General features: G+C 67.5%; 12 protein-coding genes and 2 tRNA genes. 5 read left to right on the top strand and 9 right to left on the bottom strand.

Translation table 11 applies throughout. From position 1 onward, the window contains the following. Positions 1-2: 2 nt before the first annotated feature. The 5 genes from MW290_RS20040 to MW290_RS20020 all read left to right on the top strand — a co-directional run bounded on the left by MW290_RS20040 (position 3) and on the right by MW290_RS20020 (position 3,738). On the top strand, positions 3-1,013 hold the full coding sequence (locus MW290_RS20040; protein ID WP_250199446.1) for a class 1 fructose-bisphosphatase: 1,011 nt from the start codon (positions 3-5) through the stop codon (positions 1,011-1,013). Positions 1,014-1,066: 53 nt separating this feature from the next. Next, positions 1,067-1,142, top strand: a tRNA-Thr gene (locus MW290_RS20035). Between the two features lie 177 nt (positions 1,143-1,319). Further along, positions 1,320-1,562 (top strand): FeoA family protein, encoded by a 243-nt coding sequence (locus tag MW290_RS20030; RefSeq protein WP_250199445.1) that lies wholly within the window; start codon positions 1,320-1,322, stop codon positions 1,560-1,562. Then, positions 1,559-3,445: a ferrous iron transporter B gene (gene feoB, locus MW290_RS20025; RefSeq protein WP_250199444.1), complete on the top strand. Its 1,887-nt coding sequence runs from the start codon at positions 1,559-1,561 to the stop codon at positions 3,443-3,445. Before MW290_RS20030 ends, feoB begins: the two co-directional genes overlap by 4 nt. Before the next feature lie 17 nt (positions 3,446-3,462). Continuing rightward, on the top strand, positions 3,463-3,738 hold the full coding sequence (locus MW290_RS20020; RefSeq protein ID WP_250199443.1) for a DUF6587 family protein: 276 nt from the start codon (positions 3,463-3,465) through the stop codon (positions 3,736-3,738). Positions 3,739-3,806: 68 nt separating this feature from the next. Here MW290_RS20020 and MW290_RS20015 read toward each other — a convergent pair. The 9 genes from MW290_RS20015 to thrS all read right to left on the bottom strand — a co-directional run bounded on the left by MW290_RS20015 (position 3,807) and on the right by thrS (position 11,618). Then, a tRNA-Pro gene (locus MW290_RS20015) sits at positions 3,807-3,883 on the bottom strand. A gap of 31 nt (positions 3,884-3,914) precedes the next feature. Then, complete coding sequence (locus MW290_RS20010; RefSeq protein WP_250199442.1) at positions 3,915-4,403, bottom strand: MerR family transcriptional regulator; 489 nt, start codon at positions 4,401-4,403, stop codon at positions 3,915-3,917. Between the two features lie 34 nt (positions 4,404-4,437). Beyond that, positions 4,438-4,779: an integration host factor subunit alpha gene (locus tag MW290_RS20005; RefSeq protein WP_083440437.1), complete on the bottom strand. Its 342-nt coding sequence runs from the start codon at positions 4,777-4,779 to the stop codon at positions 4,438-4,440. A 17-nt stretch (positions 4,780-4,796) separates the two neighbouring features. After that, the gene (gene pheT / locus MW290_RS20000) at positions 4,797-7,220 is read right to left on the bottom strand and encodes a phenylalanine--tRNA ligase subunit beta (protein ID WP_250199441.1); all 2,424 of its coding nucleotides are present in this window, start codon (positions 7,218-7,220) and stop codon (positions 4,797-4,799) included. 36 nt (positions 7,221-7,256) lie between these two features. Next, positions 7,257-8,297: a phenylalanine--tRNA ligase subunit alpha gene (gene pheS / locus MW290_RS19995; RefSeq protein ID WP_250199440.1), complete on the bottom strand. Its 1,041-nt coding sequence runs from the start codon at positions 8,295-8,297 to the stop codon at positions 7,257-7,259. 83 nt (positions 8,298-8,380) lie between these two features. Continuing rightward, positions 8,381-8,737 carry a 50S ribosomal protein L20 gene (gene rplT / locus MW290_RS19990; RefSeq protein ID WP_046112288.1) on the bottom strand — a complete coding sequence of 119 codons (357 nt, stop codon included), beginning with the start codon at positions 8,735-8,737 and terminating at the stop codon, positions 8,381-8,383. A gap of 24 nt (positions 8,738-8,761) precedes the next feature. Continuing rightward, on the bottom strand, positions 8,762-8,965 hold the full coding sequence (rpmI, locus tag MW290_RS19985; RefSeq protein ID WP_046112289.1) for a 50S ribosomal protein L35: 204 nt from the start codon (positions 8,963-8,965) through the stop codon (positions 8,762-8,764). Positions 8,966-9,085: 120 nt separating this feature from the next. Then, a complete protein-coding gene (gene infC, locus MW290_RS19980; protein ID WP_250200065.1) occupies positions 9,086-9,634 on the bottom strand; it encodes a translation initiation factor IF-3 in 549 nt (182 codons plus the stop codon). A 73-nt stretch (positions 9,635-9,707) separates the two neighbouring features. Further along, a complete protein-coding gene (gene thrS / locus MW290_RS19975; RefSeq protein ID WP_250199439.1) occupies positions 9,708-11,618 on the bottom strand; it encodes a threonine--tRNA ligase in 1,911 nt (636 codons plus the stop codon). Positions 11,619-11,660: the final 42 nt, after the last annotated feature.

Here is an 11,660-nt window from a genome sequence, read left to right as displayed (position 1 = left end):
CGATGGAAAAACGCATCAGCCTGACGCAGTACCTAGTCGAGCAGCAACGCAAGCACGGCCACATCCCGGGGCAGCTGCGGCTGCTGCTGGAAGTGGTGGCCCGTGCCTGCAAGCGCATCGCCATCTCGGTGAACAAAGGCGCCCTGGGCGAAGTGCTGGGCAGCGCCGGCAGCGAGAACGTGCAGGGCGAGGTCCAGAAGAAGCTGGACATCATCGCCAACGAGGTGCTGATCGAGGCCAACGAATGGGGCGGCGCGCTGGCGGCCATGGCCAGCGAGGAGATGGACTCCATCCACGTGGTGCCCAACCGCTATCCGCAGGGCGAATACCTGCTGCTGTTCGACCCGCTCGACGGCTCCAGCAACATCGACGTCAACGTCAGCATCGGCACCATCTTCTCGGTGCTGCGCAAGCTGGGCGACCATGAAAGCGTGACCGAGCGCGACTTCATGCAGCCCGGCACCCGCCAGGCCGCCGCCGGCTACTGCGTGTACGGCCCGCAGACCACGCTGGTGCTGACCGTGGGCGACGGCGTGGCCATGTTCACGCTGGACCGCGAGCAAGGCTCCTGGGTGCTGACGGCCGAGAACGTGCGCATTCCCGAGGACACCAAGGAATTCGCGATCAACATGAGCAACAAGCGCCACTGGGACGCCCCGGTGACGCGCTACATCGACGAATGCCTGGCCGGCACCGAAGGGCCGCGCGGCAAGGACTTCAACATGCGCTGGATCGCCAGCATGGTGGCCGACGTGCACCGCATCCTGAGCCGCGGCGGCGTGTTCCTCTACCCCTGGGACAAGCGCGAGCCCGACAAGCCCGGCAAGCTGCGCCTGATGTACGAGGCCAACCCGATGGCTTTCCTGGTGGAACAGGCCGGCGGCGCTGCCACCAACGGCCGCGAGCGCATCCTCGACCTGCAGCCCAGCAAGCTGCACGAGCGGGTGAGCGTGGTGCTGGGCTCGAAGAACGAGGTGGAGCGTGTGACCGCGTACCACCACGAAGCCCGTTGAGCGGCTTTCGGGCTGTTGCAGCAACGTTCTTCTAGGCTATACTCATAGGCTACGCCGGTGTAGCTCAGTTGGTAGAGCAGCGCATTCGTAATGCGAAGGTCGGGAGTTCGACTCTCTTCACCGGCACCAAACAAGAAAGCCGCTCCCTCCGGGGGCGGCTTTTTTCTTGCGCAGCTTTTCGCGCCCTACAGCACCGAAGCTGTCGGCCAGCTGTCTGCCCCACTCGCGCACACGGCCTCTGGTGGCCCCCGCTTCCCTCCACGCGAGCGAAAGCGAATAATTCGCATTTGAGCTTTTGAACTCTCGATGCGACTTCCTGCCCTGCCTGCCGGCGCCCATGCCACCGTCGTTCGCGTGGCGGCCGCCTCACCCGAGATCGGCGAGGCTACCTTGCGACGACTGGGCGAGCTGGGCTTTCTGCCCGGTGAGCCGCTGCAGCTGTTGCGCCGCGGGCCGGGCGGTCGTGAACCACTGGCGGTGTGCATCGGCGACACCTTGATCGCGCTGCGCCTGGTGGAAGCCGCCTGCGTGGAGGTGGCCGCCGCATGACGACGCCGCACGCCACCGCCCTGCCGCGCCTGGCCCTGGTGGGCAACCCGAACTGCGGCAAGACCGCCCTCTTCAACCTGCTGACCGGCGCCCGCCAGAAGGTGGCCAACTACGCTGGCGTCACCGTCGAGCGCAAGGCCGGCCTGGCCACGCTGCCCGACGGCCGGCCGGTGCAGGTGGTGGACCTGCCCGGCACCTACAGCCTGACCCCCGCCACGCCCGACGAGCAGGTGACGCTGGACGTCATCGAAGGCCGGCGCGCCGACGAACCGCTGCCCGACCTGATCGTGGCGGTGGTGGACGCCACCAACCTGCGCATGAACCTGCGGCTGGTGCTGGAGCTGCAGCGCCGCGGCCGCCCGCTGATCGTGGCGCTGAACATGGCCGACGTGGCGCGGGCCCATGGCTTGGCCATCGACGTGCCGGCGCTGGCCGCCGAATTGGGCTGCCCGGTGGTGGAAACCGTGGCCATCCGGCGCGATGGCCATGCGCAGCTGCTGGCCCAGTTGGGCAGCGCGCTGGCAGCGAAGCAGGCCCAGCGCCAGCCGACCGCGGGCGCCCTGCTCGCCGACGATGGCTCGGCCGCCGCGTTGCAGCGCGAAGTGCGGCGCATCCTGTCGGTGGCCGCCCCCAGCGCGCCGCGCAACCCGCGCTTCCAGCTTGGCATCGATGCGGTGGTGATGCACCCGGTGGCCGGCCTGGCCCTGCTGGCGCTGCTGCTGTTCCTGATGTTCCAGGCCGTGTTCTCCTGGGCCGCGGTGCCGATGGATGCCATCAAGGCCGCCCTCGCCTGGGCGTCCGACGGCGTCAATGCGCACATGGCCGAAGGGCCGCTGCGCAGCCTGCTGGTCGATGGCGTGATCGCGGGCGTGGGCAGCGTGCTGGTGTTCCTGCCGCAGATCCTGATCCTGTTCGGCTTCATCCTGCTGCTGGAAGACTCGGGCTACCTGCCGCGCGCCGCCTTTTTGCTGGACACGCTGATGGGCCGTGTCGGCCTGTCGGGCCGCGCCTTCATCCCGCTGCTGTCCAGCTTCGCCTGCGCGGTGCCGGGCGTGATGGCCACCCGCACCATCGCCAGCTGGAAAGACCGGCTGGCCACCATCATGATCGCGCCGCTGATGACCTGCTCGGCCCGGCTGCCGGTGTACGCGCTGCTGATCGGCGCCTTCATCCCGGCGCGCAGCGTGGGCCCCTTCGACCTGCGCGGGCTGGTGCTGTTCGGCCTGTACGTGGCCGGCGTACTGTCGGCGGTGGCGGTGGCCTGGGTGTTCAAGCGCCTGTGGATGAAAAGCGGCTACCAGCCGCTGATGCTGGAGCTGCCGCCCTACCGCCTGCCCAGCCTGCGCAACTTCGCGCTCGGGCTGTGGGAGCGGGCGCGCATCTTCCTGCGCCGCGTGGGCACCATCATCTTCTCGCTGACCATCGTGCTGTGGTTCCTGTCGAGCTGGCCTGCGCCGCCGGCGGGCGCCACCGGTGCCGCCATCGAATACAGCGCGGCCGGCCGCATCGGCGCCGCGCTGGAGCCGGTGTTCGCGCCCATCGGCTTCAACTGGCAGATCTCGATCGCGCTGGTGCCCGGCATGGCCGCGCGCGAGGTGGCGGTGGGTGCGCTGGGCACGGTCTACGCGCTGTCGGATGCCGGCGCCGAAGACGTGGCCGATGCGCTGACGCCGGTGCTGGCCTCGCAGTGGTCGCTGGCCACCGCGCTGTCGCTGCTGGCGTGGTTCGTGTTCGCGCCGCAGTGCCTGTCCACCCTGGCGGTGGTGCGGCGAGAGACCAACAGCTGGCGCTACCCCGCGCTGATGGCAGGTTATCTGTTCGGCCTGGCCTATGTCGCCGCCTTCGCCACGTACCACATCGCCGTCGCCCTGGGCGCCGGCTGACCCGGAGCCGCACCGTGATGCCCGACCTGCAACAAGCCGCCGTGGCGGCCATCGTGGCGCCCAGCGCCATGTATGCGGCGTGGGCGCTGCTGCCCGCAGCGCTGCGCAGCGCCCTTGCCCGCCGGCTGTTGCGCCTGCCGCTGCCGGCCCGGCTGGCGCGGCCGCTGCAGCGCGCCGCGCGCGGCGGCGGTGCCTGTGGCTGTGATGGCTGCGATGCCAAGCCCGGCAAGGCGGCCGTGCGCGATGCGTCCGGCCCGACGGCCGTGCCGATCCGGTTGCACCGCAGGCGCTGAACCCGCCACCGGCGGGCCCAAACAAAAAGGGCCGGTTCCTTGTGAGAACCGGCCCTCTGCTTTTTCAATGGTCGGGGCGGCGGGATTCGAACTCGCGACCCCTTGCACCCCATGCAAGTGCGCTACCAGGCTGCGCTACGCCCCGACTGAGCCACGCAGTATAACCTGCAACCTGGCTAGATCGTCAACAGATTTCGGATCGAAATCAGCTCGAGCCGCAGCTGGTCGGCGGACACGGCGCCCAGAGGTGGCATGCCGGTGCGCAGCGCCTCGGGCGCCGGCGTGGCGTCCAGCTCAAAGCCCGGCGTGCCGTGCAGGGCTTCGGCGGGCAACGGCTCGCGGTCATCGGCTTCGTGTGGCGGCAGCGCATCGTCGCCGGGGCCGGCATGCAGGCCGTGGCGGCCATGGCCTTGCATCTCCGCCAGGCGGTTGCGCGCCCCGCTGATGGTGAAGCCCTGGTCGTACAGCAGCTCGCGGATACGGCGGATCAGCAGCACCTCGTGGTGCTGGTAGTAGCGCCGGTTGCCGCGGCGCTTCATCGGCTTGAGCTGGGTGAATTCCTGCTCCCAGTAGCGCAGCACGTACGGCTTGACGCCGCAAAGCTCACTCACCTCACCGATGGTGAAGTAGCGCTTGGCAGGAATGGCGGGAAGCGCTTTTTCCATAGAAATCAACGCTCCACGGGTTGGCGCTCAAACTTTACTCGAACTCGTCCGGGCTCGGGATGTCGCCTTGCACGAGGCCCTTGAGTTTGTGGCTGGCGTGGAAGGTGACCACGTTGCGCGCGGCGATCGGAATCGACTCGCCGGTGCGCGGATTGCGGCCCGGCCGCGGCGCCTTGCGGCGGATGTTGAAGTTGCCGAAGCCCGACAGCTTGACGTCGTCGCCCTTGACCAGCGCGGCATGGATGATGTCGAAGAAGGCTTCGACCATGTCCTTGGACTCGCGCTTGTTCAGGCCCAGCCGCTCAAACAGCAGGTCGGCCAGCTCCGCCTTGGTGAGCGTCGGCGTTTCCAGTGTCGGCAGGATCACTCGGTCCATCGCAGGTTTCTCCTCCATCAGCCGCGCAGCCGGGCCTGCAGCCGCTGCCCCAGGCGTTCTACGATGCCGCTGACCACGGATTCGACACGTTCGTCGGTCAGCGTCGCGTGGTCGTCGAGCAGTTCCACACGCACGGCCATGCTGCGCTCGTCGGCGGCGATGTCGGCCGTGGGCGCCTTGGGCTTGTAGATGTCGAACAGCTGCGCATGGCGCACCAGCCCCGACGTGTCGTCGGTGATGGCGGCGATCAGCGCATCGTGCGGCACGCCGTCCTTGACCACCAGCGCCAGGTCGCGCCACACCGACTGCTGGCGGGCGATCGGCTGGTAGGCTGGCACCACCTGGGCCTTCAGCGCGTCGGCGTCCAGCTCGAACAGCACCGGCGCCTGCGGCAGGTCGTAGCCCTGGCGCCACTTCGGGTGCAGCTCGCCGATCCAGCCGATGGGCTGGCCCCCGAGCTCGATGCGGGCGCTGCGGCCCGGGTGCAGCGCCGGATGCTCGGCCGCCACGAAGCTGGCACGGCGCGGCGCCAGCAGCGCCTCCACATCGGCCTTGACGTCGAAGAAGTCGACCGCACGCTCGGCCGCGCCCCATTGCAGCGGCTGCGCCGGGCCGTAGGCCAGGCCCGCCAGGCGCAGCGGCTGCGACACGCCGGCCACCGTGGTCAGGCTGTCGGTCACCGAGGCATCACGCCGGAACACGCGGCCCAGCTCGAAGATGCGCACGCGCTGGGCGCGGCGGGCCAGGTTGTACTGCAGCACCGCCACCAGGCTGCCGATCAGGCTGGAGCGCATCACCGACAGCGGCGAGGCGATCGGGTTGAGCACCTGGATCGGGTCGGCATTGCCGGCCAGCTCATGCTCCCAGCGCGCTTCGACGAAGCTGAAGTTGATGGTCTCCTGATAGCCCAGCCCCGCCACCGCGCGCCGCAGCGCATGGCTGCCGCGCTGCGCCTCGGGGCGCACGCGGGCCGTCACCGGTGCCAGCGGCGGCGTGTCGGGCAGCTGGGTGTAACCCAGGACCTTGATCACTTCCTCGATCAGGTCTTCTTCGATCTGCAGGTCGAAGCGGTGGCTGGGCGGCGTCACCGTCAGCACGCCATCGGCCTCCGCAAAGGGCAGGCCCAGCCGGCGCAGCACGTCGGCGCATTGCGCCTGCGTCACCGGCATGCCGATGACCTTGGCCGCGCGGGCCACGCGCAGCGCCACCGGCGGGCGCTCGGGCATGCGCGGCTGCTGGTCGTCGATCGGGCCGGGCTCGCCGCCGCAGATGTCGAGGATCAGGCGCGTGAGGTGCTCGATGTGGGCCACCGTCTGCGCCGGGTCCACGCCCCGCTCGAAGCGGTGGCCGGCGTCGGTGGAGAAGTTGAAGCGGCGAGACCGCCCCGCCACCGCCTGCGGCCACCAGAAGGCGGCCTCGACGTAGACGTTCTGCGTGTCGTCGCTGACGGCCGTGGCGTCGCCGCCCATGATGCCGGCCAGCGATTCCACCGCCTGCGCGTCGGCGATCACGCCCACCTGCGCATCCATCGTGATGGTGTTGCCGTTGAGCAGCTTGAGCGACTCACCCTCGCGGCCCCAGCGCACCACCAGGCCGCCGTGGATCTTGTCGAGGTCGAAGATGTGCGAAGGCCGGCCGAACTCGAACATCACGTAGTTCGAGATGTCCACCAGCGGGCTGACCGAGCGCTGGCCGCAGCGCGCCAGGCGCTCGACCATCCAGGCAGGCGTCTTGGCGCGGGTGTTGACCTTGCGCACGATGCGGCCGGAGAAGCGGCCGCACAGGTCGGGCGCCTCCACCGTCACCGGCAGCGTGTCGGTGTGCACCGGCGCCACCGGGGTGAACGCGGGCTGCAGCAGCGGCGCGCCGGTGAGTGCCGACAGCTCGCGGGCGATGCCGTAGACGCTCAGGCAATGTGCCAGGTTGGGCGTGAGCTTGAGCGTGAACAGCGTGTCGTCGAGCTTGAGCACCTCGCGCACGTCCGCGCCCACCGGCGCATCGTCGTCCAGCTCCAGCAGGCCGCCGTGGTCTTCGGACAGCTTCAGCTCGCGGGCAGAGCACAGCATGCCGAAGCTCTCGACGCCGCGCAGCTTGCCCACCTTGATCTCGAAAGGCTTGCCGTCGTCGCCCGGCGGCAGCGCGGCACCCACCAGTGCCAGCGGCACCTTGATGCCGGCGCGTGCATTGGGCGCGCCGCAGACGATCTGCAGCGGGCCGTCCTTGGAGTGCTCGCCGGCATCCACGCTGCACACGCGCAGGCGGTCGGCGTTCGGGTGCTGCACCGCTTCCAGGATGCGGCCGACCACGATGCGCGAGAACGGCGGCGCCACCGGGCGCATCTCTTCCACTTCCAGGCCGGCCATGGTCAGCGTGTCGGCCAGTTGCTCGGTGGACAGCGGCGGGTTGCAGAACTCGCGCAACCAGGATTCAGGGAATTGCATGACTCTTCTCTTCTCGGCGTTCTGGGGCGGGCGGGCTTACTGGAACTGGCTCAGGAAGCGCAGGTCGCCGTCGAAGAACAGCCGCAGGTCGTTGACGCCGTAGCGCAGCATGGTCAGGCGGTCGGGGCCCATGCCGAAGGCGAAGCCGATGTAGCGCTCGGGGTCGAGCCCGAAGTTGCGCACCACGTTCGGGTGCACCTGGCCAGAGCCGGCCACTTCCAGCCAGCGGCCCTTCAGCGGGCCGGAGCTGAAGGCGATGTCCACCTCGGCCGAGGGCTCGGTGAACGGGAAGAAGCTGGGCCGGAAGCGCAGCGTCAGGTCGTCGGTCTCGAAGAAGGTGCGGAAGAAATCGGTGAAGACCGACTTCAGGTCCTTGAAGCTCACGTTCTCGCCGATCCACAGGCCTTCGCACTGATGGAACATCGGCGAATGGGTGGCATCGCTGTCCACGCGGTAGGTGCGGCCGGGCGCGATCACGCGGATCTCGGGCATGGTGGGCTTGCCCTCATGCGCCTTCACATGCTGCATCGCGTAGCGCACCTGCATCGGGCTGGTGTGCGTGCGCAGCAGGTAGCCGCCGCTGGCGCCCTGGGCGTCCACGTAGAAGGTGTCGTGCATCGAGCGCGCCGGGTGGTCGGCCGGCGTGTTCAGCGCGGTGAAGTTGAACCAGTCGTTCTCGATTTCGGGGCCGTCCGCCACGTCGAAGCCCATCGAGCCGAAGATGGCCTCGATGCGCTCCAGCGTGCGCGAGACCGGGTGCAGCCCGCCGGTGCCGCGGCTGCGGCCGGGCAGCGTCACGTCCAGCGACTCGGCCTTCAGTTGCGCCTGCAGCTCGGCATCGGCCAGCGCCTGGCGGCGGTCGGTCAGCGCCGCTTCGATGCGCTGCTTGGTGGCATTGATCTCGGCCCCGCGGGCCTTCTTCTCGTCGGGCGGCAGCTGCGCCAGCGACTTCAGCAGCTCGGTCACACGGCCGGCCTTGCCGAGAAAGCGGGCCTTGGCGTTCTCCAGGTCGGCGGGCGTCGCGGCCTGCGCGAACTGCTCTTGCGCCGCCTGCACCAGGGAGTCGAGATCGTTCATCGTGATTCGGAAATGAAAAAGGCCGCCACCAAGGTGACGGCCTTGAAGCTTGGGAGCGCGCCGCGCGAACGGCGCGCGCCGGATCAAGCGAGCTGGGCCTTCACCTTGTCGACGATGCTGCCGAAGGCAGCGGGGTCGTTGACGGCGAGATCGGCCAGGACCTTGCGGTCGATGCCGATGTTCGCCTTCTTCAGGCCGGCCATGAACTTGCTGTACGTCACGCCGAGCTCACGGCTGGCCGCGTTGATACGGGCGATCCAGAGCTGACGGAACACGCGCTTGCGGGTACGACGGTCGCGGTAGGCATATTGCCCGGCCTTCATCACCGCCTGCTTGGCGATGCGGAAGACGTTCTTGCGACGGCCGCGGAAACCCTTGGCCAGGGCCAGGATCTTCTTGTGACGGGCGCGTGCGGTTACACCACGTTTGACGCGAGGCATGGTTGTTCTCCTTACTCAGAAATCTTAAAGACCCGCGAACGGCAACATCTGAGCCATGTGGCCCATGTTGGTCTCGTGCACGTTGACGGCGCCACGCAGGTGACGCTTGTTCTTGGTCGACTTCTTCGTCAGGATGTGGCGCTTGAACGCCTGACCGCGCTTGACGGTGCCACCCGGGCGAACGCGGAACCGCTTGGCCGCGCTCTTCTTGGTCTTCATCTTGGGCATGACTGCTCCTTCTTAGTGACCCCTGCAGGCGACTGCAATGGGCTTGCAGTGCTTGTTGGCCTGTCAGCGGCTTCTCTTCAAATCCCGCGGTGACCAAACCGCGGGACCGAACCCTGTTGGTTACTTGCGCTTGGGCGCCAGCACCATGATCATCTGCCGGCCTTCCAGCTTGGGCATGTTCTCGACGACGGCCACATCGGCCAGCTCGTCACGGATACGCTCCAGCAGCCGCATGCCGATTTCCTGGTGGGTGATCTCGCGGCCGCGGTAGCGCAGCGTGACCTTGCCCTTGTCACCGTCTTCCGCGATGAAGCGGCGCAGGTTGCGCATCTTGATCGCGTAGTCGCCTTCGTCCGTGCCCGGACGGAACTTGACTTCCTTGATCTCGATGACCTTCTGCTTGCTCTTGGCTTCGGCGGCCTTCTTCTGCTCTTGGTACTTGAACTTGCCGTAGTCCATCAAGCGGCACACCGGGGGGTCGGCGGTGGCGGCGATCTCGACCAGATCGACGTCCAGCTCGCCCGACATCCGCAAGGCTTCCTGGATGCTCACGATGCCCAGCGGCTCGTTGTTCACCCCGTTCAGACGCACTTCGGGCGCCATGATCTCGCGGTTCAGCCGGTGCTTGCGCTCCGCATTCGGAGTGCGACGGTCAAGGAAAGTAGCGATGGTTCAGACCTTCAAACGAGCCCAAGGCAAGCAACGGCTCGACAGTGATGACGGTGCGCAGGCTTGGGGCTTCTCAGACCCTGGCTGCGATGTCCGCCACGAGCTTCTGGACGAAGTTGTCGAGCGGCATCACGCCGAGATCCTGGTTGCCCCGTGCACGCACGGCAACGGCCCCGCTTGCCTTCTCCTTGTCGCCAACGACGAGGATGAACGGAACCTTTTGCATGGAATGCTCGCGGATTTTATAGGTGATCTTCTCGTTGCGCAAATCAAGTGAGGTTCTAACCCCTTGTTTTTGCAGCGTTTTCGCAATATCCGCGGCGTACTCGGCCTGGCCGTCCGTGATATTGAGCACCACCACCTGCGTCGGCGCCAGCCAGACGGGCATCGCGCCGGCGTGCTGTTCGATCAGGATGCCGATGAAACGCTCGAGGCTGCCGACGATGGCGCGGTGCAGCATGACGGGCCGGTGGCGGCCTCCATCCTCGCCCACGAACTCGGCGTCCAGCCGCTCCGGCAGGTTGGGGTCGACCTGGATCGTGCCGCACTGCCACTGGCGGCCCAGCGCGTCCTTCAGCACGTATTCGATCTTGGGGCCGTAGAAGGCACCTTCGCCCGGCAGGTACGTGAAGTCGCAGCCCGAGGCGCGCAGGCCCTCGGCCAGGGCGGCCTCGGCACGGTCCCAGCTCTCTTCGGTGCCGATGCGCTTCTCGGGCCGCGTCGACAGCTTGTAGAGGATCTCGGTGAAGCCGAAGTCCTTGTAGACCTTCTGCAGCAGCGTGGTGAAGGCCGCCACTTCACCCTGGATCATCTCCTCGGTACAGAAGATGTGGCCGTCGTCCTGCGTGAAGCCACGCACGCGCATGATGCCGTGCAGGCCGCCGGTGGGCTCGTTGCGGTGGCACTGGCCGAACTCGCCATAGCGCAGCGGCAGGTCGCGGTAGCTCTTGATGCCCTGCTTGTAGATCAGGATGTGGCCGGGGCAGTTCATCGGCTTGAGCGCGTAGTCGCGCTTTTCCGATTCCGTGACGAACATGTTCTCGCGGTACTTGTCCCAGTGCCCCGTCTTCTCCCAGAGCGTCTTGTCCAGGATCTGCGGGCCCTTGACTTCCAGGTAGCCGTTGTCGCGGTAGACGGCGCGCATGTACTGCTCCACCTCCTGCCAGATGGTCCAGCCCTTGGGGTGCCAGAACACCGTGCCGGGCGAATGCTCGTCCAGGTGGAACAGGTCGAGCTCGCGGCCCAGCTTGCGGTGGTCGCGCTTTTCCGCTTCTTCGATGCGCTTGATGTAGTCGTCGAGCTGCTTCTTGTCGGCCCAGGCGGTGCCGTAGATGCGCTGCAGCTGCTCGTTCTTGGCGTCACCGCGCCAGTAGGCGCCCGACAGCCGCGTGAGCTTGAAGTTCTTCAGGAAGCGCGTGTTGGGCACGTGCGGGCCGCGGCACATATCCACGTATTCCTCGTGGTAGTACAGGCCCATGGCCGTGGTGTCGGACGGCATGTCGTCAATCAGGCGCAGCTTGTACTCCTCGCCGCGCGCCTTGAAGACCTCGATCACCTCGGCCCGCGGCGTCATCTTCTTGATGACGTCGTAGTCCTTGGCGATCAGCTCGCGCATGCGCGCCTCGATGGCGGCCATGTCCTCGGGCGTGAAGGGCCGCTCGAAGGAGATGTCGTAGTAGAAGCCCTCGTCGATCACCGGACCGATCACCATCTTGGCGCTGGGATACAGCTGCTTGACCGCATGACCCACCAGGTGCGCGCAGGAGTGGCGGATGATCTCGAGGCCCTCTTCGTCCTTGGGCGTGATGATCTGCAGCTTGGCGTCGTGGTCGATGCGGTCGCTGGCATCGACCAGCTGGCCGTCCACCTTGCCGGCGACGGTGACCTTGGCCAGGCCCGGGCCGATGGACTGGGCAACCTCGGCCACGGAAACCGGGCCGGGAAACTCGCGTTTCGAGCCGTCGGGCAGTTGGATGGCGATCATGAAATAGGCTCCGGAAATGAAAAAAGCGCGGGACAAGCCGCG

Source organism: Aquincola tertiaricarbonis (assembly GCF_023573145.1).
Taxonomy (GTDB): domain Bacteria; phylum Pseudomonadota; class Gammaproteobacteria; order Burkholderiales; family Burkholderiaceae_C; genus Aquincola; species Aquincola tertiaricarbonis_B.
This window is presented reverse-complemented; position numbering and strand designations above follow the sequence as displayed.

Excerpts from the sequence above, each read along its gene's own strand:
- MW290_RS20040 (WP_250199446.1), top strand. The coding sequence starts at position 3 with ATGGAAAAACGCATCAGCCTGACGCAGTACCTAGTCGAGCAGCAACGC.
- MW290_RS20030 (WP_250199445.1), top strand. The coding sequence starts at position 1,320 with ATGCGACTTCCTGCCCTGCCTGCCGGCGCCCATGCCACCGTCGTTCGC.
- feoB (WP_250199444.1), top strand. The coding sequence starts at position 1,559 with ATGACGACGCCGCACGCCACCGCCCTGCCGCGCCTGGCCCTGGTGGGC.
- MW290_RS20020 (WP_250199443.1), top strand. The coding sequence starts at position 3,463 with ATGCCCGACCTGCAACAAGCCGCCGTGGCGGCCATCGTGGCGCCCAGC.
- MW290_RS20010 (WP_250199442.1), bottom strand. The coding sequence starts at position 4,403 with ATGGAAAAAGCGCTTCCCGCCATTCCTGCCAAGCGCTACTTCACCATC.
- MW290_RS20005 (WP_083440437.1), bottom strand. The coding sequence starts at position 4,779 with ATGGACCGAGTGATCCTGCCGACACTGGAAACGCCGACGCTCACCAAG.
- pheT (WP_250199441.1), bottom strand. The coding sequence starts at position 7,220 with ATGCAATTCCCTGAATCCTGGTTGCGCGAGTTCTGCAACCCGCCGCTG.
- pheS (WP_250199440.1), bottom strand. The coding sequence starts at position 8,297 with ATGAACGATCTCGACTCCCTGGTGCAGGCGGCGCAAGAGCAGTTCGCG.
- rplT (WP_046112288.1), bottom strand. The coding sequence starts at position 8,737 with ATGCCTCGCGTCAAACGTGGTGTAACCGCACGCGCCCGTCACAAGAAG.
- rpmI (WP_046112289.1), bottom strand. The coding sequence starts at position 8,965 with ATGCCCAAGATGAAGACCAAGAAGAGCGCGGCCAAGCGGTTCCGCGTT.
- thrS (WP_250199439.1), bottom strand. The coding sequence starts at position 11,618 with ATGATCGCCATCCAACTGCCCGACGGCTCGAAACGCGAGTTTCCCGGC.